Origin of the sequence: Pseudomonas capeferrum (assembly GCF_013523055.1) — a bacterium.
In the GTDB taxonomy this organism is placed as follows: domain Bacteria; phylum Pseudomonadota; class Gammaproteobacteria; order Pseudomonadales; family Pseudomonadaceae; genus Aquipseudomonas; species Aquipseudomonas capeferrum_A.
Genome location: NZ_JAAMQM010000014.1, coordinates 140,135 through 164,272, shown reverse-complemented (window position 1 = coordinate 164,272; position 24,138 = coordinate 140,135). Strand labels below are relative to the sequence as shown.

The window sequence follows — 24,138 nt, the reverse complement described above, 5'->3', positions numbered from 1 at the left end:
TTTACTCCGCTTTGGCGTCTGCTTTCACTGCATTGGCCTGGGTTGGATCGGCCGGCTTCTTGATGTTGGTCGCCTCGCTGACCTTGACCTCGACGCCTGGACGCACGTACTGCAGGCCTTCGGTGATCAGGCGGTCGCCAGGGTTCAAGCCTTCCTCGATGAGCCAGTCGTTGCCCAGGGTACGGTTGGCCTTGAGCTGGCGCAGCTCGACCTTGTTCTCCTGATTGACCACCAGGGCGGTCGGTGCGCCCTTGAGGTCGCGGGTCACGCCTTGCTGCGGTGCCAGTATGGCGTTGGCATTGACGCCAGCCTGCAGGCGAGCATGAACGAACATGCCCGGCAGGAGCGTGTGCTCAGGGTTGGGGAATACGGCACGCAGGGTCACGGATCCGGTCGTCTCGTCCACGGACACTTCGGAGAATTCCAGGCGGCCCTCTTGGCCAAAGGTGCTGCCGTCCTCGAGAATCAGTTGGACCTTGGCGGCATTGTCGCCGACTTTCTGCAGGTTTCCGCTGGCCAGGTCGCGGCGCAGCTTGAGCAGCTCGGCGGAAGATTGGGTCACGTCGACATAGATCGGGTCGAGTTGCTGGATGGTTGCCATGGCGTTGTTCTGGCCGTTGCTGACCAGCGCGCCTTCGGTGACATTGGAGCGCCCGATCCGGCCACTGATCGGTGCCAGGACCTTAGTATAGCGCAAGTCGATCTGCGCGGTCTGCAGCGCCGCCTCGGCCTGCAGGCGCTTGGCATTGGCATCGTCGTATTCCTGTTTGCTGACGGCCTGCTCCTCGATCAGTTGCTTGTAACGCCCGGCCAGGGAACGGCTGGCTTGCAGGGTCGCCTGGGCGTTGGCCAGGGCGGCTTCATAGACGGCAGGGTCGATCTGATAGAGCTGCTGGCCCGCCTTGACGTCGCTGCCTTCCTTGAACAGGCGCTTGAGAATGATGCCATTGACCTGCGGGCGCACCTCGGCGACACGGTAGGCGCTGGTGCGGCCGGGCAGCTCCGAGGTCAGCGTGAAGGCTTGCGGCTGCAGGGTGACAACGCCGACCTGAGGAGCCTGCGCCGCTGGGGCAGTTTCTTCTTTCTTGCAGCCGCTTAGCAGAGTGGCCAGGGCGACGGCGGAAACCAGAGCGGTAACAGCTGGCTTGAGTTGCATGAGGATCCTCGGGTCGCGAGAGCTGGGAGATGCTCAAGAGTAATGAAAATGTTCTGACAAAAAAATGTCATCGAGTGGATAAGTAGCTTACTAACGAATATACTTACATTCGCGTCTGTTTGTAAATACCGCAGAGGGCAGGTCGGTTATCCCCTCCGCACTGAATCCGTTATCCGGAAGCATCCTGATAGAGGTGCCCGGCCTGATCCACGCATGCGATAAATGCGTGTGGCCCCCGATGAGGTTTTACTGCCATGGTCCGTCGAACCAAAGAGGAAGCCCAGGAAACGCGTGCCCAGATCATCGAGGCCGCCGAAAGGGCATTCCACAAGCGTGGAGTGGCGCGTACCACCCTGGCGGATATCGCTGAACTGGCGGGTGTGACCCGTGGGGCGATCTACTGGCACTTCAACAACAAGGCCGAGTTGGTACAGGCGTTGCTCGATACCCTGCATGAAGGCCTTGACCCCCTGGCGCGCGCCACTGAGAACGAAGATGAGCTCGACCCGTTGGGTTGCATGCGCCAATTGCTGATGCAGCTGGTGCATCAACTGGTGCTGGATCCGCGAACGCGGCGAATCAATGAAATTCTGCATCACAAGTGCGAATTTACCGATGATATGTGCGAGATACGCCAGCAGCGGCAGAGTTCAACCCTTGAATGCCACAACGGCATTCTGCTGGCCATGAACAATGCTGTACGGCGTGAACAGCTACCTGCAGACCTGAACACCGAACGCGCCGCGCTCGCGTTATTCGCCTACATCGATGGGCTGATCGGACGCTGGCTGTTATTGCCGGACGGCTTTGACCTGCTTGGCGATGCGTGCAAATGGGTCGATACAGGGCTCGATATGCTGCGCCTGAGCCCTGCCTTGCGCAAATGAGACTTTGTGAAGCTTTGTGAGGGAGTGTTTCCTCCCCCCTCATTCCCGCCCTCGTAACTGTCGATCCGGCAGCAGCCAGGCGGCTACTATGGCAAGCCCGGCAAAACCGGCACTGATCATTAACAACTGACCGAAGGTTTCTTGCAAGGATTGGGCGCCGGTAGTGGAACCACCTGTCGAAAGACTGCCCAATAAGGGGTTTGCAGGGGTTCCAAGACCATTGTGCTGCAGCATCCCCAGTAGCAGGCTCGACATGCAGGCAACGCCCACGGCCCCGCCCATCGAGCGGAACAGGTTGGTGGTGCTGGTCGCCACACCGATATCCCGCTTGTCGACCGCGCTCTGCGTGGCGACCAGCGTGGTCGGAAATTGCAAGCCGCAAGCTATGCCGGTCAGCAGCATGAACACGGCGCTGGCGAGGCCGGCTTGGGGAGGTGACAAGGCCATGCCCAGTATGGCGATAGGCATCAGGACCGCTCCAGCGAGAATCTGCGGCTTGTAGCGAGCGGTGTGGCTTGTCAGGCGTCCGCCGGTGAAAGCGCCGATCGGCAGGCCCATGGCCAATGGCAGCAGGTGCAGCGCGGCACTGTCCGCACCGCTTCCGGTAATGCCCTGAAAACGTAGCGGCATCAGCATGGTCAAGGACATCGACTGGAAGCTGGCGCAGAAGATCACGCACCAGCACAGCACCGCGACGCGATTGCCGAACAGGTCGAGCGGCAAGAGTGGCTCCAGGGCCCGGCGTTCATGGCCGATGAAAGCGATCAGGCCCAGCAGCCCACCGCTCAGCAGGCCGGTCACCACCAGCGACCCCCAGTCATGACCCTGGCCGACCAAGGTGATGCCCAGCATCAGGCTGCCCAGACCCAGGACCAACAGCAGGGCACCGAGATAGTCCACCCGTGCTTGGCGGCGAACGACCGGCAGGCCACCCAAGACGCGATAGGCAACCCACCAGGCACACAGACCAAGCGGCAGGTTGATCCAGAAAACCCAGTGCCATGACAGATAGGCCGTGAGCCATCCACCCAGCACCGGCCCGGCAACGCTGGCCAGCGCGTACATGCTGCTGAAGTAGCCTTGATAACGTCCGCGCTCTCGCGGTGGCACCAGGTCGCCGATGATTGCCTGGCTTACCGACACCATGCCGCCCGCACCAATACCCTGAAGGACCCTGGCGAACACCAACTGCTGCATGTTCTGAGCCAGGGCACAGCCCATGGAAGCAAAGGTGAACAAGGCAATGCCGATGAGAATCATCCGACGCCGACCGTAAAGGTCGCCCAGCTTGCCATAGATAGGCACAGCGACCGTCATCGCCACCAGGTATCCCGAAATCACCCAGGCAAGCAGGCCGACGTCATTGAACTGTGTCGAGATGGCGGGTAATGAAATTGCAACGATGGTCTGGTCAAGTGCGCCCAGGAAAATCGCCAGCATCAAGGCGATCAGAACGTTACGCAAAGCGACAGGGGTCAGGGCGGCGCTCACAACGATACCTTCAGTCGAAAGCCTGCAGTGTAGCGAGTTTAGGTAGCTTCCTATGTAAAACGTGCATCACCTATGCAGCATCGGCATAAGGCGTTCAGGCCTGTCGCAAGGGGCAACATGTTATCGTGTTCAAGCCACAGAGGCGTAATCCCGGGGTTTGCACTAGCATGGTGCATTGGTATGCCACGGGATTTTTTGTCGCTGTTTCCCACACCTAATATTCCTCTGCCTGCATATTGAGCATGGCGCCTGTTGGCGATGACTTGATGCGCGCAAGCAGACCCGATTCAGGGGTCGGTAGTCAGCCCGTTCAAATCTACTGTTATTGCGGAGTGATCATGCCCAAGGCTTCCCACCACGATCTGCGTATTGCCTTTCGCGAACTTCTGGCTTCAGATTCGTGCTATCACACCGCCTCCGTCTTCGACCCCATGTCCGCGCGCATCGCGGCAGACCTGGGCTTCGAAGTGGGTATCCTCGGCGGCTCGGTAGCCTCGTTGCAGGTGCTTGCCGCCCCTGATTTCGCCTTGATCACCCTCAGCGAGTTCGTCGAGCAGGCGACTCGCATCGGTCGCGTCGCCCAATTACCCGTCATCGCCGATGCCGACCACGGCTATGGCAATGCTCTGAACGTCATGCGCACGGTGGTCGAACTGGAGCGTGCAGGGGTAGCAGCGCTTACCATCGAAGATACGCTGTTGCCCGCACAGTTCGGGCGCAAGTCCACCGACCTGATCTCCGTCGAGGAGGGTGTCGGCAAGATACGCGCGGCGCTCGAGGCGCGGGTCGATTCGGCGCTGTCGATCATTGCGCGGACCCATGCGGGCGTGTTGTCCACCGAAGAAATCATCGTGCGCACTCAGAGTTACCAGCGTGCGGGCGCCGATGGCATCTGCATGGTCGGAATCAAGGATTTCGAGCAACTGGAAAGGATCGCCGAACACCTGACGGTGCCGTTGATGCTGGTGACCTATGGCAATCCCAAACTGCATGACGACGCGCGTCTGGCCAGCCTTGGCGCACGAATCGCTGTCGACGGCCATGGCGCCTACTTCGCAGCGATCAAGGCCACCTACGATTGCCTGCGCGAGCAGCGTGGCCGGCAGAACAAGTCCGAGGGACTCAGCGCTACCGAACTGTCGCACACCTACACCCAACCCGAGGACTACATCCGCTGGGCCAAGGAATTCATGAGCGTCGAGGAGTGATCGACCGGGTGGTCGCTCTACCTGACGGCACTCAGGGTCGCACTGTGCGGAACACAGTGGGCCCAGGCGCAAATGGCAGCGCTGCTGGGTTGGCTGCGCAACAGTTCGACCCGCCAGGCCGCTGTCGCGTAGAGCCCGACCACTGCGGCCAGACCACAGACGATGGCGCATTTTCTTGATCTTATATTCATGATGCCTGCCTCCGAACCTCTTATCGAGGTGTTCACTAGAGCTTAGGCCAGTCCGCGGCGTCCTGCCTGGCGTAATGAAATTCAGCTGTCCAGCTTGCAAGATCAGAGCACGGTTTCCCGTAGCCGCACCAGGTCTCGGACCGGCGGGGCGCCGTACAGGCGGCTGTATTCTCGGCTGAACTGCGAGGGGCTTTCATAGCCGACCCGGTAGCCCGCCATCGCCGCCTCCAGTCCTTCGTTGAGCATCAGCCGACGCACCTCCTGCAGACGCAGTTGTTTCTGATACTGCAGCGGGCTCATGGAGGTCATGGCCTTGAATCGGTGATGCAGGGATGAAGTGCTGAGGTGGACTTCACGGGCCAGATCCTCGATGCGCAGAGGCTGGTTGAAATGTTGGTTGAGCCAGATAATGGCCTGACTTACGCGATGAGTCTGGCTGTTGGCCAAGGTGATTTCGTACAGACGATAGCCTTGGGGGCCTTGCAGCAGGCGATAAAGAATCTCTCTGCGAATCAAGGGCGTCAATACCGGGATGTCCCTGGGCGTATCCAGCAGGCGGGTCAGTCGCAGCAACGCGTCCAGCAGCTGCGGGTCGCGATCTGCATACGTTTGGCGGGTAAGGACGGGTTACAATGCCGGCCCTTTTCCGACAGCTGGCATCAACGATGGCACGTAGAGAATTCCCCCGCTTCGAGGCAGTTTCAGCCGTGGTCCCGGTCGAGGGCGGCTACAATGCCGCCTTGGCCGTGAAAGCCCTGGGCGCTCCAGGTGCGCCGCGCTTCCACACCGTGCTGGAGGGGCAGGTCTACGCAAGCGCGCTGGCGGCCGATGAAGCCGCCAGTGGTGAGTTGCAACGTCTGAAAGATATCGGCGACGAGGGTGAGCTGGTCTGGTGATCAGCCGTCCGCCTTGGGACGCGCCATCTTGAACAGGGTTCCCAGTTCGAAATAGTCTGCCGGGCCGCCGCCACGCAGGATGGGCTCTGCCGCGGCCGTGTCATAGATACCGTCCTTGAGCAGATGCTCGGCGATGTGCACGGCCACTACCTCGCCCAGTATCAGCCAGCTCGGAACCAGTTCCTGGTCGGCGCGCTTGAGCTGAACGATCTCGCTCACCTTGCATTCGAACGACACCGGGCTCTCGCCTACGCGCGGCACGCCGATCACGCGCGAGGGAGACGGCGTCAGGCCGCTCAACTCGAACTCATCCACTTGGGCCGGCACTGCGGCGCAGCTCTGGTTCATCGCTTCGGCCAAGGGGCGAGTAGCCAGATTCCAGACGAACTCGCCGGTCTGCTCGATGTTGTTCAGGCTGTCTTTACGGCCAACACTGCAGAAGCCGATGATCGGCGGGATGTAGTTGAAGGCGTTGAAGAAGCTGTATGGCGCCAGGTTGAGACGGCCTTCCCTGTCGTGAGAAGAGATCCAGCCGATGGGCCGAGGCCCGACGATGGCGTTGAAGGGATCATGGGGCAGGCCGTGGCCCTTCGCGGGTTCGTAGTAATACATCTTCGCTGGCCGGATGGCCTTCCTCGACAGTGGGAAAGGTGCCTAGTGTGCCAAGGCTCGAGCTCGGTGGAAACGATTGGCGTCGTTGCCAGACCGATTCGCCCTGTACACGTGATCAGCCGATAGAGTGAGCCTGAGTGCGGTCGAAGCCATCCTCGGCGAAGCGGGCGCCATTGGTGCGATCGAAGCCGTCTTCTGCATAAGCCGACTGGGTAGGTGTACTGGTAAGCGCGTGAGCGTTGGTGCGATCGAAGCCATCTTCAGCGAGGGCGCCGGTAGCGATTATCGAAAGGGCGAGGGTGAGGGCGATTGTGCTTTTCATGGTCGTGGTTCCTGAGGAGGTGAATAGTGCTTGCATAGGCTAGATGCTACTCCGATAAATCCGATTAAAAAGCGCAATTATCCGGGTATATAAATCGTATTTTTAGATATATTTGCTCGAGAGCTTTTCTCGGAGTTCGGCAGGACCTGGGATTGACGCAGCAGATCGAGACTGCACAAGCTGGGTTCATTGCCCTGGCAGCGTGCTGCAATTGGATTACTGCCGGGTTACGTGGGTTGCGATGATCACGACCCGGATGCTCTATCCCTTGCATGCCTTTCGCACACCCAAGAAAAAGGGGCGACCGCCTGGCGGTCGCCCCTCCTGCACTTTCCTGAAGTCCGATCAGTCGGTAGTGATGCGCGAGTGTGTACGCGTGTCCTTCATGGTGACGTATACCAGCAGCGAGCAGGCGATGCAGGCAGTCACGTACCAGTAGTAACCTGTCTCCATCCCCGCGCTCTTGAACCACAGCGCGACATATTCGGCGGTGCCGCCGAAGATCGACACGGTCAATGCATAGGGCAGGCCGACACCCAAGGCGCGGATTTCGGTGGGGAAGAGCTCGGCTTTTACCACGGCGTTGATCGAGGTGTAACCGCTGACGATGATCAGCGCGGCCATGATCAGGAAGAAAGCACCCCACCAGCTTTCGATGGTATGCAGAGTGGTGAGGATCGGTACGGTGAACACGGTTCCCAATACGCCGAAGGCAATCAGGATCGGGCGTCGACCGATCTTGTCGGACAGGGCGCCGATCACGGGTTGCAAGCACATGAACAGGAACAGCGTGGCCGCCGAGATGCTGGTCGAGTCGGTGATGCTCATGCCCACGGTGTTGACCAGATACTTCTGCATGTAGGTGGTGTAGGTGTAGAAGGCCAGGGTGCCGCCCATGGTCAGGCCGACAACGGTCATCAGCTCTTTCGGATGGCGCATCAGGGTGCGCATCAGGCTTTCCTTGGCCTTTTCCTTCTTGGTGAAGGAAGTGGTCTCTTCCATGCCGCGACGCAGGTACAGCGCGACCACGGCACACAGCGCCCCGATCACGAAAGGTACGCGCCAGCCCCAGCTATACAGCTGCTCGGTGGTAAGAACGTTCTGCAGAACGATCAATACCGCCAAGGCAATGAGCTGGCCGGAAATCAGGGTCACATACTGGAAGCTGGAGAAGAACCCGCGACGTTCCTTGCTGGCCATCTCGCTGAGATAGGTCGCCGAGGTGCCGTATTCGCCACCGACCGACAGCCCCTGCAGCAGGCGCGCCAACACCAGCAGAATGGGCGCGGCAACGCCGATGGTCTCATAGCCCGGCGTCAGGGCAATGACCAGGGAGCCGGCGCACATCAGCAGCACCGAAGCCATCAGTGCCGCCTTGCGTCCCTTGCGGTCGGCGTACAGGCCCATGAGCCAGCCACCAATCGGACGCATCAGGAAGCCCACCGCGAAGATAGCGGCCGTGTTGAGCAATTGCGCGGTGGTGTCGCCGGCCGGGAAGAAGGCCTTGGCGAAATAGAGTGAAAATGCAGCGTAGACGTACCAGTCGTACCATTCGACCATGTTGCCGATCGAGCCACTGAAGATCGACTTCAGGCGGCTGGCGGTCGTTTTCCCGGTGGCGGGCGCAGAGGCCGCCCCGGCAGGCAGGGAAGTGGCGTTATCCATCGGAGGTAACCTTCTCGTTGTTTTTGTGGAGCGCGCCAGAGCGCAGCTTGCCAGGGCTTTTGCAGGAGATGTGCCAACCCGCAAACGCCCTAAATAGAGAGGTCAAGCTCTGGAAATAAGCGGAAATCCGCCTATCTATGGATAAAGATGAGCGAATACTCGCTTATTGGCGATCCGTGAAATCTTCACGTGCCAAGCCATGCCGCTGCATCTTCTCGTTCAAGGTCCGACGAGGCAGTTGCAGGGTTTCCATCACGGCCTTGATCTCTCCGCGGTGCTGGCGCAGGGCAGTGCGCAGGCATTGGGCTTCGAAGGCCTCCATCTGCTCGACCAGCGATTGCCCAGCGGGAGACGTCTCGATGCCTGGCGAATCGAGACCCAGGGCATGGCGTTCGGCGGCATTGGCCAGTTCACGGACATTGCCAGGCCAGTCATGGGCCAGTAGCCGCGCCAGCTGCGCGCCGGTCAGAGGCGCAACCTCGCGCCCCAGGCGTTCGGCCGCGGCACGCGCGAAGTGCTCGAACAGGAGAGGGATGTCCTCGCGTCGCTCACGCAAGGGCGAGAGACGCAGCTCGGCCACGTTCAGGCGATAGGCGAGGTCCTCGCGAAAGCGCCCGGCGCGGGCCTCCTCCAGCAGGTCGGGCTTGGTGGCGGCGATGATCCGCAGATCGACGCTGATGCTCTGGTTGGCGCCGAGCCTTTCGAGTTTCTGCTCTTGGATCACCCGCAACAGCTTGGCCTGCTGGGCCAGCGGCATGCTTTCGATTTCATCGAGAAACACCGTGCCGCCGTTGGCGTATTCGAGCTTGCCGATGCGTTTGCCTTGAGCGCCCGTGAAGGCCCCGCTCTCATGCCCGAACAGCTCGGCCTCGAACAGCGACTCGGGGATGGCGGCACAGTTGAGCGCGACGAAGGGCTTGGCCGCGCGGGGGCCGAAATCGTGCAGACAGCGCGCCACACGCTCCTTGCCGCTGCCCGTCTCGCCACGCAGGAGCACATTGACTGGCAGGTTGGCCAGGTCCATCACCTGCCGCCGCAGCTGCTGCAGGCCTTGCGACATCCCCAGCAAGGTGTCCTGCAGCCGCGCCTTGAGGTCGGCCTGCTCGTGCAGGCGTCGGTTCTCCAATACCAGCCGACGTTTTTCCAGGGCTCGGCGCAGACTGTCGAGCAGGCTCCGCGGGCTGAACGGCTTCTCCAGGAAATCGTAGGCACCTTGGCGCATGGCATCCACGGCCATAGGCACATCGCCATGGCCGGTCAGTAGGATCACCGGCAGCTCTCGATCGCTTGCCTGTAGCTGGCCGAGCAGCTGCAGGCCGTCCATGCCGGGCATGCGCACGTCACTGATGATCACGCCGGGAAAATCCCTCGGCAGCTTCGCCAGGCATTCGTCCGCGCGGCTGAACAGCTGGACGTCGAAGCCCGAGAGGCTCAACCACTGCTCTATCGCCGTGCGGATACTGGCTTCATCATCGATGACGATCACCGAATTCAACATACAGGCTCCAGATCGCGAGGCAAGGTAAGGGTAAAGCGGGCCCCGCCAGGCAGGTTCTCGACCTGCAGCTGGCCACCCGCCTCATGGACGATACCGTAGGAAATCGCCAGGCCCAGCCCCAGCCCTTCGCCCACGGGCTTGGTGGTAAAGAAGGGGTCGAAGACCTTGGCCAACACGTCTTCGGCGATTCCGCCACCGCTGTCCAGCACGCTGAGTCGCCACTGCGCCTGGTCACTTTCGATACGGATTTCCAGACGTTTGTAGGACTTCGCGGCCATGGCATCGAGCGCATTGTGCAGCAGGTTGATCAACACCTGCTCCAGCCTGATCGCATCGCCACGTACCCACGCGGGACGCGCCAGATAAAGAGCGACGCTGATGCCTTCGTTACGGATTCTAGTGTCGAGCAGGTGTAATGCATGCTCGACCACCGTGGCCAGGTCGAGCCGTTCGCGCAGGCCGCTTGGGCTATTGCGGGCGAAGGTCTTGAGATGACCGGTCAGCGCCGCCATGCGCGTGAGCATCTGCTCCAAAGGCTCCAGAGCCTGCCGAGCCTCGGCCACGCGGTCGTTGTCGAGCAACAGGCGCAAGGTTTCGATCTGCATACGCTGGGTGGTCAGAGGCTGGTTGATCTCGTGAGCCAGGGCCGCCGACATCTGCCCCAGCGCCGCCAGCTTGGCCGCCTGCACCAGGCTTTCTTGCGCGGTTCGCAACTCACGGGTGCGCTCTTCGACCAGGCGCTTCAACTGTACGCGGCTGCGCTGGCGCAAACGTGCCAGGCGCAAGCGTTGGCTGACGAACAGCGCGGCAAACACCAGGGTCAGCCACAGGGCCGCGGCAGCCAGGGCAGCATTGCGGCTGTCGTCTTCGACCTGCGGCCTGCGTAGCAGATGCAGCGTCCATCCTTCGGTCTCCAATGGCAGGCTCTCCCAAAGATAGTCGAGCGTACCGCCGGGTCCCTGCACGCGACTGAGTCGACTATGGGTGGCGAATTCGATGAGCGTGCGATGCTGCAAGGGAGTCAGCGTCTGTTTGTCGTACTGGCGGGTCTCGGCAAGCACGGCGCGATCAGCGTCGGTCAAAGGACGCAATTCGCGATAGCGCCAGCCCTTCTGGTTGGCGAAGAAAATGATGCCGCGCGCGTCGCTGATCAGCAGGGTATCGTTGCCCTGGCGCCATTCACGCTCCAGCTCGGGAAATTCCAGCTTGACCACCATGGCGCCGAGAAAGCGCCCTTGCTCGTCATTGACCGCGCTGGAAAGGAAGTAGCCCGGCACGCCGCTGGTGACACCGATTGCATAGAAGCGTCCACTGCCAAGGCTGCGGGTCTGCTTGAAATAAGGCCGAAAGCCGTAGTTGGAGCCTACGTAGCTGGTGGGTTGGCGCCAGTTGCTGGCAGCGATCGCCAGGCCGGTGCGGTCGAGCAGCTCCAGGGTAGAGGAGCTGGCGGCGTCATTGATGCGCTCGAGCTTGCGGTTGAGATCATCCTGCACCCGAGGAGTGACAGGGTTGCGTAGTGCCTCGATCAGCTGCGGGTCCAACGCCAGTACAGCGGGAAGGGCTCGGTAACGTTCGATGAGGGTGTGCAGCGAGTTGGCATACAAGCCCAACTTCTGGCTGGCCCGCTGCGCATCGGTTTCCATAGATTGCCGCTTGGCCTGGTGCATGGCCCAGCCCGCGCTGAGCGCGGTGCCAAGCAGGATCAGCAGGACGATCGACCCCAGGCGCAAGGCGCGAATGGATTTTGGCATGCAGCGGATCCTGACGAGCGAGGAGGGCCGGACGGGCCCTCCGGTGGACACTTGATCAACGCAGCTCGAAGCGCTGCTCTTGGACAGTCTGGGAGTCGAGGCCGACCTGGACGTTGAACTCACCCGGTTCGGCCACTTGTTGCAGTTGTGCGTTGTAGAACTTGAGATCGTCTTCGCCGAGGGCCAGGGTCAGGGTCCGTGCCTCGCCCGCCTTGAGCATGATCTTCTGGAACCGCTTCAGCTCCTTGATCGGGCGGCTCATGCTCGCGCTGACATCCTGCACGTACAGCTGGACCACGGTCTCGCCGTCGCGCTGACCGGTATTCTTCACGTTTACCTCGGCCTGCAGGGTCTCGCCGCGCTTGAGCTCGGGGGTGGACAGCTTCAGTCCCGAGAGTTCGAAGCGGGTATAGCTCAAGCCATGACCGAAGGGATACAACGGGCCGTTGGGCTCTTCGAAGTACTGCGAGGTGTAGTTGCCCGGCTTGCCCGGTGTATAGGGGCGACCGATGCTCAGGTGGTTGTAGTACAGGGGAATCTGCCCGACCGAACGCGGGAAGGTAATGGCCAGCTTGCCGGAGGGATTGTAGTCTCCGAACAGTACGTCAGCGATGGCATTGCCGCCCTCGGTACCACTGAACCAGGTCTCGAGGATGGCGTCGGCCTGTTCGCGCTCCCACGCCAGCGACAGCGGGCGTCCATTCATCAGAACCAGAACCAGCGGCTTGCCGGTGGCCTTGAGCGCCTTGATCAGCGCGCGCTGATTGGCCGGAATCTCCAATGTCGTGCGGCTGGATGACTCATGGGACATGCCGCGTGATTCGCCGACCACGGCGACCACCACATCCGCGGCCTCGGCCGCCTTGACCGCCTCGTCGATCAGGACCGCCGGCGGACGTGGATCTTTGACGATTCGCAGCGCTTCGGAGTTGAAGAAATTCAGATAATCGACGATCACCTGGTCATCGATGACATTGGAGCCCTTGGCATACACCAGCCTGGCTTGATCACCGAGCGCGCGACGCATGCCCTCGCGAACAGTGACGGAGTGCTGCGGACGCCCCGCGGCCTCCCAACTGCCCATTATGTCTACCGGCGCATCGGCCAGCGGACCGACCAGCGCAATGGTCCCGGCCTTCTTCAGCGGCAGGACCTGATTGCGGTTTTCCAGCAGCACCAGGCTGCGCCGTGCCACATCGCGAGCGGCCTCGCGGTGCAGGCGTTCCGGTGCATAGACATCCTGTGGATCGTCCTCGGCCTTGCCGATGCGCAGGTAGGGGTCCTTGAACAGACCCATGTCGTATTTCGCGCCCAGGACTTCGCGGACCGCCTGGTCCACTTCCGCCTGGCTGACCTCGCCGGAGGCGAGCAGTCCGGGAAGCTCCTTGCCATAGAGCGAGTCGTTCATGCTCATGTCGATGCCGGCCTTGATTGCCAGCTTGGCAGCCCCGCGACCGTCACGCGCGACACCGTGACGAATCAGCTCCTTGATGGCGCCGTGGTCGCTGATGGTCACCCCCTTGAAGCCCCACTCCTTGCGCAGCAGGTCGTTCATCAGCCAGGTATTGGAGGTGGCTGGGACGCCATTGATCGAGTTGAGCGCGACCATTACCCCGCCGGCCCCGGCGTCGAGGCCGCTGCGATAGGGCGGCAGGTAATCGTTGTACATCTTCACGGGGCTCATATCGACCGTGTTGTAGTCGCGTCCCCCTTCCACCGCGCCATACAGGGCGAAATGCTTGACGATGGCCATGATGCTGTCGGCCTTGGCCGGGTCGCCGCCCTGGAGCGAGCGGACCATGACGTCGGAAATGCGCGAGGTCAGGTAGGTGTCTTCGCCAAAACCTTCGCTGGTCCTGCCCCAGCGCGGATCCCGGGCGATGTCGACCATGGGCGCGAAGGTCATGTCGATACTGTCGGCGGCCGCTTCGATGGCCGAGATACGTCCTACCTTGGCGATCGCGTCCATGTCCCAGGTCGCGGCGAGGCCGAGGCTGATCGGGAAGATCGTACGATGGCCGTGGATCACGTCGTAGGCAAAGAACATCGGAATCTTCAGACGACTGCGCTGGGCGGCGTCCTGCATCGGCCGGTTCTCGTCGCGGGTGATGGAATTGAAGGTACCGCCGATGCGCCCGGCGGCGATTTCCTCGCGGATGGTCTCGCGGGGCATCTCCGGACTGATGCTGATCAGCCGCAACTGACCGATCTTTTCCTCGACGCTCATCTGGCCGATCAGGTGCTCGATGAATGCCTGCTTGTCCTGCAAGGGAGGGGCGGCGGCAAGTACCGTCTGACTGATCAGGCCGATCGCGAGACCCAGCAAACACAGCTTCTTCATGAATTCTGTCTCTAGGCCGCTGTCGGTATCACAATCGATACGCGCAGGCCGAAGTAAGGGAACGACTATTGTTGTAGAGTTCGCTGGAGCGTCGACTGGCCCATCAGGCTCGCTCGATCCAGCGACTGCGCGGATTATGCCTTATCCAGACCTATCCGAGAGAGAACAGGGAGCACGTTGAACATGCAGGTGATCGAGTTCAGGGCAGTACGGCTGTGGATGCTGTTGATGCTTGGCAGCCTCCTGGCAGGGTGCGGGATCAACAACATTCCCCAGTATGACGAGCAGGTCAAGGCGGCCTGGGGCCAGGTCCAGAACCAGTACCAGCGCCGCGCGGACCTGATTCCCAACCTGGTGGAAACGGTCAAGGGTTACGCTCGCCAGGAGCAGGAGACGCTGACCGCGGTGATCGAGGCGCGGGCCAAGGCCACGTCCATCCAGGTGGATGCCAGCACGCTCGATGACCCACAAAAATTGCAACAATTTCAGCAGGCGCAAAGCCAGCTGACCGGTGCCTTGAGTCGTCTGATGGTGGTTTCCGAGCGTTATCCGGACCTCAAGTCCAACCAGAACTTCCTGGCCTTGCAGTCTCAACTCGAAGGCACCGAGAACCGTATCGCCGTGGCGCGCAAGGACTTCATCGCCGCTGTCCAGCGCTACAACACCGAGATCCGCACCTTCCCCGGTCGGCTCTGGCACAGCGTGATGTACAGCGACCTCAAGGTGCGCGAAAACTTCGAGGCCACCAGCGAGAACGCCGACCGGGCGCCTGAAGTGAAATTCTGATGCGTGCGTTGATCCTGGTCTTCTGGTTGGCCCTCGGGCTGGCCAGCGGTCCCGCCCACGCCGAACCGGCATTCCCGGCATTGACGGGGCGGGTGGTCGACAATGCCAACCTGCTCGACGCTTCCAGTCGGCAGCAGCTCGAGCGGTTGCTCACCGCCCATGAGCAGGCCACCACCGACCAGATCGTGGTCGTCACCCTGCCGGACCTGCAGGGCCAGGCCATCGAAGATTTCGGCTACCAGCTCGGGCGACATTGGGGCATCGGCCAGAAGGGCAAGGATAACGGTGCCCTGCTGATCGTGGTCCCTTCGGAGCGGCGCCTGAGAATCGAAGTGGGCTATGGCCTGGAAGACCGTCTGACCGATGCCCAGTCAGCGGTCATCATCAACAGCGTCATCACCCCGGCGTTCCGCCGCGGCGCCTACGGCGAAGGCATAGTCGCGGGCGTCAGCGCCATGCTGCAGGTGCTGGGCGGCGAACCACTGGCCGAACCCCAGCGCGCGGCAGGAGGGCGCGGCGAGGAGCACATGCCCGCCTGGGCGTTCGGCCTGTTCGTGCTGATGGTGATCGCAGTCTTCGTCCTCCAGGGGCTCGGCTTGGGTGGTCGGGGGCGAGGTGGCCGTGGAATGGGCGGCGGCTTTGGTGGTGGCCTGGGCGGTGGTTTCGGAGGAGGCGGCTTCGGCGGTGGCGGCGGCGGTGGTTTTGGCGGCGGCGGTGGCGGATTCGGTGGCGGAGGCTCATCGGGTGGCTGGTAGAACGATAACGAACGAGATCCGATTGCATGACATTGCTCAGTGAATACGAACAGCGCCAGGTCGCGCAGGCGATCGCCGAGGTCGAACGGCACACCGACGCCGAGCTGGTGACCGTCCTCGCGCGACGCGCCGACGACTACGCCTACATCCCTTTGCTCTGGGCCAGCCTGGTGGCGTTGCTGGTACCTGGTCTGCTGCATTATGTAGTTGGCTGGCTCAGCATCAACGGCCTGCTGCTGGCCCAATGGTCGACGTTCATCGTCCTGTGCCTGGTGTTTCGGATTCCGCAACTGACCACCCGCCTGATCCCTCGCGCGGTGCGCCACTGGCGCGCCTCCAACCTGGCGCGACGTCAGTTCCTCGAACAGAACCTGCACCATACGGCAGGAGGTACCGGTGTATTGATCTTCGTCAGCGAGGCCGAGCGCTACGTGGAGATCCTGGTCGACGAAGGCATCGCCAGGCGGCTGGACAACCAGGTCTGGGGCGAGATCGTCGCGCGCTTTACCGAACAGGTCCACCAAGGCCAGACGCTGCAAGGGTTCATCACCTGCATCGAAGCTTGTGGAGAATTGCTTGGCGCCCATGTCCCGGTGACCCATGCGCGCAACGAGCTGCCGAACCGCCTGGTGATTCTCGACTGACCCACGGCCATCGATAAATCCTTCGCCCGGGCCGGGCATGGACGTAGAATGCCCGGCATTGCGCACCAGCGCTTCCGTCACCCGAGGCACCCGAACTCCCCATGTCCGCTACTCCTTCTGCTTCCACCACGCCCGATGCGCGTGCCCAGTTCCTGGGCCTGCTGGCCGAGACCTTGCAGACCGAAACGCTGGTCAAGCTGGTCCTGGCGCGTCACGTCGGCAGCGACGAGACCCTGCAGCGCATCATCGCCAAGCCGCTGAAGGTCAAGGGGCAGCCCTGCCTGTCGCTGGTCTATCGCCACCAGACCCGCGACATCACCCGTAACCTGCCCGTGGACCAGGCCCAGGCGCTGGTCGCCGAATTGCTGCCGGAGGCTTTCCGCAATGCCCACCTGTTCAGCCAGGACGGGGAAGTGCAGCTGAGCTTCAGCAAGAAAGGCAAGCCCATGCTCCAGCGCCACGCCGCGCAGCCCGTGCGAGAGGCCCAGCCGGCCGGACATGATCGGGAGAAGAAACGCTACCTGGAGCTGTCGCGGCCTTTCCTGCAAGACCTGGGCGTCACCGATCAGCACGGCGCGTTGATTCCGTCCATGTCGCGCAAGTGGAAGCAGATCAACAAGTTCATCGAAGTGTTCGACCATGCCTTGGGCGGTGCGCCCGTCGCAGCCGAGCAAACCTTGCGTGTCGCCGATTTCGGCTCGGGCAAGGGCTATCTGACCTTCGCCATGCACGACTATCTGCGCAACAGCCTGGGGCGCGAGGCACAGGTCACTGGTGTCGAGCTACGCCAGGACATGGTCGACCTGTGCAACACCGCGGCCGCGCGCCTGGAACATCCTGGCCTGGAATTCCAATGCGGCGACGTGCGCAGCGTCGTGCCCGATGCCATCGACGTGATGATCGCCCTGCATGCCTGCGATGTCGCCACCGACTACGCCATCCACACCGGTATCCGCTGCGGCGCGGCGATCATCATGTGTTCCCCATGCTGCCACAAGCAGGTTCGCCCGCAACTGCACAGCCCGGGCCTGCTGCAGCCCATGCTGCAATACGGCCTGCACCTCGGCCAACAGGCCGAAATGCTCACCGACAGCCTGCGCGCCCTTTACCTGGACGCGTGCGGTTATGAGACCAAGGTCTTCGAGTTCATCTCGTTGGAGCACACCAACAAGAACAAGATGATATTGGCGGTGAAACGCAGCCAGGCGATCGATCCTGCGGCGCTGTTGGAGAAGATCGAGGCGTTGAAGGCGTTCTATGGGGTGAAGGAGCATTGCCTGGAGACGTTGTTGCGCGGGGATGGGTTGATTGGCGGGTAGGGCGAATTGAGCAATGGCCTCCAGGTGCGTGCAGCCGGTTTTGGAGGACGTGCCTTCCTGCCTCGCGCACTGGTGGTGAGCGGGCTTGTCCCGCGATAGGCCATCAGCTTCACAGGGACTGTCAGTTTTTTTGTGTATCCGATGCCTGTTCAGCCGCTTCGGCGTTAACCGCCTGATAGTCCGGCTTCAGAACCTTGGCCAGCTCTCGGCATTTGTCCCAGGCCGCATACTCACGGCTGTTGCGAATCAGGTGAAAAATGCAGGTCTGCAGGGTCGTGTCCGGAAACACCGCGCTGAGGGCCTTCGGCATGCCTTTAAGGCCGTCGGTCACGGCGATCAGGATACCTTCGACGCCGCGCGTCTTGAGGTCGTTGAACACCTTCATCCAAAACTTCGCACCCTCGGTACTCTCGATCCAGAGCCCCAGGATATCGCGTGTCCCATCGGGTAAAACCTCTGTTTCTGTAGGATGAGTCTTACAATTAGCGATTTAAATAAACGCACTAGAAATTTGGTGGTTATAGGTCTTTGTCGAGAGGGGTTCCTCGGTAATTGCTGATTTGCAACTACCCCAACAGAGGAACACTTCGTTTAATCGAACCAGCTCGGCGACATCAGACAACCCCCGTAAACGTCACCCGATAACGATGGAGAGCTGCCCTGATCTCACGTATTTGCAAGCCTGTCAGCGCCTCACCCCATGCCCAGCCGGCACTGCAATACCCAAATCCGCACGTCCCAGCGGATGGCTGCTGGCATCGAAGAAATGCAGCGGGATGTCCTGCGTATCGGCAAACAGCTCCACATACCGGCGCTTCTGACTGATCACCGACGCTTCACCCAGCGGCCGAATCCCGACCGCCAGATACGCCGGACGCGCCTGCTTGATCGCCTCGAGCAAATGCCCATCACTGGCATCCAGATGCTGCCCCAGCAGGCAAAGCCCTTGGCGCTCGCGCGCGAGCTCGCCCAGGCACCAGGACAGGTAGTCGGACGCGCGAATAGCGCGCAGCTTGTCTTCGCTACGGCTTTCGTTGATGAACAGCGGCACTTCTCCCGGGTTGTTGACGGCGAACCCGTCGAGCAGTTCGCTGCCTTCGGCGCGGCGCGAGCGGGTAGTGCCATCGGCGAGCTTGAGCAGGTGCAGGCCGCCGTGCAGGTGAAGGATGCGGGTGCCCTCGGCGCGGGTGCGGCGGATGTCGAAGAAGCCCTGCTCGTCGAAGAGGTCGGCGAAGCCTTGCGGCGCGTGCTCGACAGCCCAGGGGCAGATCAGGTCATAGTTGCTGGTGTAGACGCTGCGGTAGCGGCGCAACTCCTGGTTGATGACGTTCAGCGTGGCGGTCGGCAGCAGCGCATGGGGCACGTGCACCGCGCGCATGGCATGGATCAGCGCTTCCTTGATCGAATAGTAGCGGTTCAGCGGCGCGGTCGAGCCGATCGCCAAGGCGGCATTGGCGCGTACTGTCGTGTTGAGCGCGCTGAGCACGGGTTCGAACAGTTCGGTTCCCAGGGACTTGAACAGCGCCTGGTCGCTGACGCCCAGTGCCTTGTAGCGGACCCGCTGGGCTTCTTCGAACAGGGAAAAATAGCCGAACGGCTTCCACAGCGCGCGGCTGGCGCCGTTGCCCAGGACCAAAGCATCGCAGGGGTGGCGGTCGTTCAGCGCTGTCCAAGTGAGCAGGCTGGCGTCGAGAGTGGCGTGGGGCATCGGGCGATCCGTGGATAAGGCAAGAACGCCGCGACTTTAGCATGTCATGGCCTGTGTGCGAGGCTGGACGTCGGCAATGACACACGCTCAGTTCGGAGGAGATCGAATGCATTCATGGATCGTTCAGGCACTTGGCCTGATCACGCTGTTGTCGACCGTTTCATCCCAGGCCAGCGACGGGCGTGCCCTCGCCAGCGCTCAGGGTATTCCCCATCCGGCTGTCATCGCTCACCGCGGCGCGTCCCATGACGCTCCGGAATCCACCACGCCCGCCTACCTGTTGGCCCGCGATCTGGGCGCCGACTACCTGGAGCTGGATGTGCAACGTACCCGCGATGGCGTGCTGGTAGTGGTCCACGATGACGAGCTGTCGCGAACCAGCGATGTCGCGCAACGCTTTCCGCAGCGGCACGACAGCCCGGTGAGCGCCTTTAGTCTGGCAGAGCTGAAATCGTTGGATGCCGGCAGCTGGTTCAACAAGGCTTACCCGGATCGCGCTCGCGCATCCTTCAGGAAACTGCAGATACTCACCCTGGACGAGGTCATCGACATTGCCGAAGGCAATCCCGAGCGCAATCTGGGGCTGTACATCGAGACCAAGGTACCCCATCAGTTCCCAGGGATCGAAGCGGACCTGCAGGCACGACTGCAAGCGCGCGGTTGGCTCGACCGGCCGGGCAGGGTCGTGCTGCAGACCTTCGATCGCGGTAGCCTCGCGCTGCTGCACAAGGCCATGCCGCAGGTGCCGAAGATCCTCTTGCTCTGGGTAGGCAAGGGCAGCATCGAGCCGGCCTCCGGCCAGACCTTCGCCGAATCCGGCGAGCACGACAGGGCGGCTTTCTACGCCAGGCAGCAGCCCAGGGATCGTGATGAATTCAGCCGCTGGCTGGACCATGCCCGCGAAGGTGGCGCCATCGGGATCGGACCCTCTGCCGCTCGAAGCGCCAGAGACGAGCAGAGTTACGCCGATCTGATCCGACCTTGGATGAACCGGCTCAGTCACGACCGTGGCCTGCTGGTGCATGTCTATACCCTCGACAGCCCGGTGGACTTTCGCAAGGCCATGTCGGCGGGCGTCGACGGTATCTTCACCAACCGCGCCGGCGCGCTGCTGCGCTACTACGGGCGGCCTCCCGGACAGAGCGAGGAGCAGTTGCTGCATGCGCATGGCTATTGAGGCACTGGTCGCGGCGGGATGACCTGTGTGAGAATGATAGGAATTCCTATTAATGATTTCCTATGCAGTCCACGCGCAATGACATCCCTTTTCACGCCTTGGACCGGCACCGCGCCGGCCTTCCAGGCGGCCGTCCATGATCTGCTGGCCCACTACAGCGACCTGCGTCGTTACCTGTGTGGCCGTTTGCGCAACCCGGACGATGCCACCGATATCGCTCAGTCCAGCTTCGCCCAGGCCTATGCGCACGCGCTCGACGGCCCGGTCATCAACGCCCGCACGTTACTGTTTCAGGCCGCGCGCAACCTGTGCATCGATCAATATCGTCGGCGCAGCACCGAGCTGGCGGCGCTCGAGGATTGGCTGGCACGGGCTGACCTGCTGAGCCTGAGCGTGGAAGAAATCATGATCGCGCGCGCAGTTGCAGCAGTTGCAATGGACGCGTTACGACCTGGGCGCTCGCTATTCGACCCGGATGAGCAAGGACGTGACCTTGCGCGCCAGCCTGGAACACGTCGAGAACCGCGCTTACTGGACCGGGGTGTTCAACACCGGCTTCGCGACCGTCAGCGAACCACGCACCCTGAAGCTCTCCGCCAGTGTCGATTTCTGAGGTGACCATGCATCGACTCACACGTTTGAGCTGCGCCTTGCTCATGGCCGCCGCCTGTATCGGTGGCGCCATGGCGGCCGGTGTTCCGGCGTTGCCCCTGGGCCAGACCGTGGAAGGCAGCCTTGCCCAGGCAAGCCAGCCAACCTGGCGCCTGACGCTCAAGGCAGGAGACTTCGTCCGTGGCCGCATCGAGGGAGACATCAGCCTGCGTCTGCTCGATGAGAGCGGGCGACCGTTACGGCTGTTGGTCGATGGCCTGGATCAAGTGCGGGACTTCATGTTCGTTGCCCCGCAAGATGGCCGCTACGCTTTGCGTGCCGAGGCCATCGACACGCGGCCGGGAGCCGGTTTCAAACTGAGCCTGAACCAGATCCAGCCTGTTGGCGAGCAACGCCGCCGTGCCGAGCCCCTGGCAAGCCCGGTATTGCGAGAGCTGGCCGGCCAGCTGGCGGTGGGCAAGGATACCCAAGCCTTCTGGAAAGCCCGCGCAGAGCAGGGCACTCCCTTGGTGGAGCTCATACCAGGCAAGCCCGATCGGCGGCTGGTGACCTTCCTCTGGCAAGGCGCCAAGGACAATGTACGGGTCTTCGGCGCCCCATCGGGCAATCACGATCCGCTGCACCGGCTCGGCGACAGCGACGTCTGGTACCGCAGCTTCGGGGTGCCTTCCAGCGCCCGCCTGAGCTACCAGATCGCCCCGGACGTGCCCGCGTCCAGCGACCGCCGCGTACTCCTTGCCACTTCCAGGAGCAACCCACTCAATCCTCACGCCTTCGCCGACGCCAGCGGTGATCCATGGCTGTCACGTTCGAGCCTTGAGCTGCCCGATGCCGCGCCGCAACCTTGGATTGCCAGGCGCGAAAACGTCGCCCGCGGCGCCCTCGAGCGCCAGCGTGTGGCAAGCCGATTGCTGGGTAACGAGCGGGACGTGTATCTGTATCGCCCAGCAGGCTGGCAAGCGGGCAAGGCCGGACAGGATCTGCTGGTTCTGTTCGATGCCCACGCCTATACACGCCAGGTGCCGACGCCGACGATTCTCGATAACCTGATCGCCGATGGACTGATTCCGCCTACCGCCGCGCTGATCATCGCCAATCCGACCGACCTCAGTCGTCAGCAGGAGCTGCCGCCCAATCCGCTGTTCGCGCGCTTCATGGCCGAAGAGCTGATGCCTTGGGCCCGCCAACAGGGCCTTGCCGCGCCAGCCTCGCGAACGGTGATCGCCGGCTCCAGCTACGGCGGCCTGGCCTCGGCGTACCTGGGCCTCAGGCACCCGGAGCTGTTCGGCAACGTACTCAGCCTGTCGGGTTCCTACTGGTGGTCGCCGGAAGGCGTCGAACCTGGCTGGCTGACCCGGGAATACGTCAAGGCGCCGCGCCAGCCGCTGCATTTCTACCTGCACTCGGGGCTGTTCGAAGGGCCGAAGATCCTCGACACCACTCGGCACCTGCGCGATGTCTTGCAGGCGAAGGGGTACGAACTGGAACAGGTGGAATACCCGGCCGGGCATGACTACCTGCAATGGCGTGGCAGCTTGCCATGCGGGTTGATCAGCCTGATCGGCAAGGGGACGCAGGCAGTGCCGCAGGCGTGCGTGCCCACGTCCAGTTAAGCCAAGCGATACAGCGAAAAGCCCCGGGGCGTGAACCCCGGGGCTTTCTTGTGGCTAGCGGCTGTCGGGGACGTATCCCGGTGGCCCCGCTAGCTCGTCAATCGGCAGTGAGCGACTTGCGTGTCGATGCCAGGTGGACCCAACCCCAGGTCAATCCCACGACCGCTGCGATCCCTGACGCACAGAGCACGCTCAGTTTTGCCGCGGACAGCAGGCTGGCGTCGTCGAATGCAAGCGATGCGATAAAGATCGACATGGTAAAGCCGATCCCCGCCAGCAAACCGACCAGACTCACTCCACCCCAGGTCACGCCACTGGGCAGCTCGCATACCTTCGTCTTGACCAGGACGAAGCAGGCGAGGATCACCCCCACGGGCTTGCCCAGGACCAATGCCAGGATCACGGCCACGAACACATGCAGGGACAAGGCATTTTCAAGGTTCGCGCCAGCCAGGCTCACGCCTGCGTTGGCCAGGGCGAAGAGCGGCATGATGGCGAAAGCGACCCATGGATGAAGCGCGGCCTGGATGCGTTGCACGGGCGAGAGCATCTCCCTCTCGGCCTTGCGTATCTGCTTCAACGGTTTGGTCACCGAGTGCCCGTCGTTGCCTTTCGAAGCATACCGCTCCACCAGCTCGTGAAAGCTTCGCTGGATGGTTTCCAGCGGTCGTTCGCGCATGGGAATGGAACGTACCGGGCTCAGCAGGCCGAGAAGCACGCCGGCCAGGGTCGGGTGCACGCCGGTCTTGAACAGGCCATACCAGATGATTGCCCCCGGGATGATGTACAGCGCCATCTTGCCGATCCCCATGCGTTGGAACATGAAGATCAGCAGGACGCCGCCAAGCGCAATCGCTAGGCCGGTGTAGTCGAGGCTGGAGGTATAGAACAAGGCGATGATCAGGATGGCCACGATGTCGTCGATGATCGCCAGCGCAAGCAGCAGGACCCTGACGCCTCCCGGTATCGATCTGCCCAGCAGCGCCAGGACGCCTACGGCGAAGGCGATATCCGTGGCGGTCGGCACGGCCCAGCCGTTGCTGGCCACGGTGCCATGGTTGATGGCCAGGTAGATCAACGCCGGCATCATCACGCCACCCAGGGCTGCCCCCAGCGGCAGCAGGGCCATCTTGAAGCTGGACAGTGCCCCGTCGTGTATTTCCTGACGTATCTCGGCCCCCACCACCAGGAAGAAGATCGTCATCAAGCCGTCGTTCACCAGGAAGTGAAGGGACTGGGAAACGCTGAACGCTCCGACGCCAAGGGTGATACGCGTGTGCCAGAGATGCTCGTAGCTTTCGGCGTAAGGGCTGTTGGCCCATGCCAGAGCTGCCAGCGCCGCTATCAGAAGGGCGATGCCACTGACGGCTTCGATATGCGAAAACCGCTCCAGGGCAGAGAGCGCCCGCTCGGTCAGTACTTGAGGACGTGGAATGGACGGCGGGGCTGACTTGTTTTCGGGCACAAATTCTCTCCGTTGGCGGCCCGACCAACGCTCAAGATTTA

20 protein-coding genes and 3 pseudogenes are annotated in these 24,138 nt (G+C 62.1%); 10 read left to right on the top strand and 13 right to left on the bottom strand.

The genetic code is table 11. The annotated features are described in order from the left end of the window. Window position 1 precedes the first annotated feature (1 nt). Entirely contained in the window at window positions 2–1,156 is a 1,155-nt protein-coding gene (locus G7009_RS17190; protein ID WP_181131252.1) for an efflux RND transporter periplasmic adaptor subunit, read from the bottom strand. A 254-nt stretch (window positions 1,157–1,410) separates the two neighbouring features. On the opposite strand from G7009_RS17190, the gene G7009_RS17185 reads away from it, so the two are divergent. After that, window positions 1,411–2,043, top strand: coding sequence for a TetR family transcriptional regulator (locus tag G7009_RS17185; RefSeq protein WP_181131251.1), 633 nt, complete (start codon window positions 1,411–1,413; stop codon window positions 2,041–2,043). Window positions 2,044–2,082: 39 nt separating this feature from the next. On the opposite strand, the gene G7009_RS17180 is transcribed toward G7009_RS17185, so the two are convergent. Further along, window positions 2,083–3,534: an MDR family MFS transporter gene (locus G7009_RS17180; RefSeq protein ID WP_181131250.1), complete on the bottom strand. Its 1,452-nt coding sequence runs from the start codon at window positions 3,532–3,534 to the stop codon at window positions 2,083–2,085. Between the two features lie 338 nt (window positions 3,535–3,872). On the opposite strand from G7009_RS17180, the gene G7009_RS17175 reads away from it, so the two are divergent. Next, complete coding sequence (locus G7009_RS17175) at window positions 3,873–4,742, top strand: isocitrate lyase/PEP mutase family protein (RefSeq protein WP_181131249.1); 870 nt, start codon at window positions 3,873–3,875, stop codon at window positions 4,740–4,742. 17 nt (window positions 4,743–4,759) lie between these two features. Here the strand turns inward: G7009_RS17175 and G7009_RS17170 are convergent, their stop codons facing one another. Then, window positions 4,760–4,933: a hypothetical protein gene (locus G7009_RS17170; protein ID WP_181131248.1), complete on the bottom strand. Its 174-nt coding sequence runs from the start codon at window positions 4,931–4,933 to the stop codon at window positions 4,760–4,762. A gap of 102 nt (window positions 4,934–5,035) precedes the next feature. Beyond that, window positions 5,036–5,527 (bottom strand): annotated as a pseudogene (locus tag G7009_RS17165) (helix-turn-helix domain-containing protein); the annotation flags it as partial. Between the two features lie 71 nt (window positions 5,528–5,598). Between G7009_RS17165 and G7009_RS17160 the strand changes: the two are divergent. Continuing rightward, a complete protein-coding gene (locus tag G7009_RS17160; protein ID WP_258197964.1) occupies window positions 5,599–5,829 on the top strand; it encodes a hypothetical protein in 231 nt (76 codons plus the stop codon). Here the strand turns inward: G7009_RS17160 and G7009_RS17155 are convergent, their stop codons facing one another. The 6 genes and pseudogenes from G7009_RS17155 to bglX all read right to left on the bottom strand — a co-directional run bounded on the left by G7009_RS17155 (window position 5,830) and on the right by bglX (window position 14,018). Continuing rightward, a complete protein-coding gene (locus G7009_RS17155; protein WP_181131246.1) occupies window positions 5,830–6,441 on the bottom strand; it encodes a flavin reductase family protein in 612 nt (203 codons plus the stop codon). A 136-nt stretch (window positions 6,442–6,577) separates the two neighbouring features. Then, window positions 6,578–6,763 (bottom strand): annotated as a pseudogene (locus G7009_RS17150) (heme utilization protein); the annotation flags it as partial. A gap of 345 nt (window positions 6,764–7,108) precedes the next feature. Further along, window positions 7,109–8,428, bottom strand: coding sequence for an MFS transporter (locus G7009_RS17145; protein ID WP_181131244.1), 1,320 nt, complete (start codon window positions 8,426–8,428; stop codon window positions 7,109–7,111). 163 nt (window positions 8,429–8,591) lie between these two features. Then, window positions 8,592–9,926 carry a sigma-54-dependent transcriptional regulator gene (locus G7009_RS17140; RefSeq protein ID WP_181131243.1) on the bottom strand — a complete coding sequence of 445 codons (1,335 nt, stop codon included), beginning with the start codon at window positions 9,924–9,926 and terminating at the stop codon, window positions 8,592–8,594. Next, complete coding sequence (locus G7009_RS17135) at window positions 9,920–11,677, bottom strand: sensor histidine kinase (protein ID WP_181131242.1); 1,758 nt, start codon at window positions 11,675–11,677, stop codon at window positions 9,920–9,922. The genes G7009_RS17140 and G7009_RS17135 overlap by 7 nt, the downstream gene beginning before the upstream one ends. A gap of 55 nt (window positions 11,678–11,732) precedes the next feature. Beyond that, complete coding sequence (gene bglX / locus G7009_RS17130; RefSeq protein WP_181131241.1) at window positions 11,733–14,018, bottom strand: beta-glucosidase BglX; 2,286 nt, start codon at window positions 14,016–14,018, stop codon at window positions 11,733–11,735. Window positions 14,019–14,201: 183 nt separating this feature from the next. Between bglX and G7009_RS17125 the strand changes: the two genes are divergently transcribed. The 4 genes from G7009_RS17125 to G7009_RS17110 all read left to right on the top strand — a co-directional run bounded on the left by G7009_RS17125 (window position 14,202) and on the right by G7009_RS17110 (window position 17,522). Beyond that, window positions 14,202–14,804, top strand: coding sequence for a LemA family protein (locus G7009_RS17125; protein WP_181131240.1), 603 nt, complete (start codon window positions 14,202–14,204; stop codon window positions 14,802–14,804). Next, entirely contained in the window at window positions 14,804–15,559 is a 756-nt protein-coding gene (locus G7009_RS17120; protein ID WP_181131239.1) for a TPM domain-containing protein, read from the top strand. The genes G7009_RS17125 and G7009_RS17120 overlap by 1 nt, the downstream gene beginning before the upstream one ends. A 26-nt stretch (window positions 15,560–15,585) precedes the next feature. Then, the gene (locus G7009_RS17115) at window positions 15,586–16,203 is read left to right on the top strand and encodes a TPM domain-containing protein (protein ID WP_181131238.1); all 618 of its coding nucleotides are present in this window, start codon (window positions 15,586–15,588) and stop codon (window positions 16,201–16,203) included. 101 nt (window positions 16,204–16,304) lie between these two features. Then, window positions 16,305–17,522, top strand: a complete 1,218-nt coding sequence (locus G7009_RS17110; protein ID WP_181131237.1) for a class I SAM-dependent methyltransferase — start codon at window positions 16,305–16,307, stop codon at window positions 17,520–17,522. Between the two features lie 142 nt (window positions 17,523–17,664). Here G7009_RS17110 and G7009_RS17105 read toward each other — a convergent pair. Next, a pseudogene (locus G7009_RS17105) lies at window positions 17,665–17,976 on the bottom strand (transposase); the annotation flags it as partial. Window positions 17,977–18,207: 231 nt separating this feature from the next. Further along, on the bottom strand, window positions 18,208–19,230 hold the full coding sequence (locus G7009_RS17100; RefSeq protein WP_181131236.1) for a DUF4917 family protein: 1,023 nt from the start codon (window positions 19,228–19,230) through the stop codon (window positions 18,208–18,210). Between the two features lie 106 nt (window positions 19,231–19,336). Between G7009_RS17100 and G7009_RS17095 the strand changes: the two genes are divergently transcribed. The 3 genes from G7009_RS17095 (at window position 19,337) to G7009_RS17085 (ending at window position 22,632) form a co-directional block, all read left to right on the top strand. Continuing rightward, the gene (locus tag G7009_RS17095; protein ID WP_181131235.1) at window positions 19,337–20,407 is read left to right on the top strand and encodes a glycerophosphodiester phosphodiesterase; all 1,071 of its coding nucleotides are present in this window, start codon (window positions 19,337–19,339) and stop codon (window positions 20,405–20,407) included. Between the two features lie 78 nt (window positions 20,408–20,485). Beyond that, a complete protein-coding gene (locus G7009_RS27510; protein ID WP_219856625.1) occupies window positions 20,486–21,025 on the top strand; it encodes an RNA polymerase sigma factor in 540 nt (179 codons plus the stop codon). Between the two features lie 2 nt (window positions 21,026–21,027). Further along, the gene (locus G7009_RS17085; RefSeq protein ID WP_258197963.1) at window positions 21,028–22,632 is read left to right on the top strand and encodes an alpha/beta hydrolase; all 1,605 of its coding nucleotides are present in this window, start codon (window positions 21,028–21,030) and stop codon (window positions 22,630–22,632) included. A gap of 97 nt (window positions 22,633–22,729) precedes the next feature. On the opposite strand, the gene nhaA is transcribed toward G7009_RS17085, so the two are convergent. Further along, window positions 22,730–24,097: a Na+/H+ antiporter NhaA gene (gene nhaA, locus G7009_RS17080; RefSeq protein WP_181131234.1), complete on the bottom strand. Its 1,368-nt coding sequence runs from the start codon at window positions 24,095–24,097 to the stop codon at window positions 22,730–22,732. Window positions 24,098–24,138: the final 41 nt, after the last annotated feature.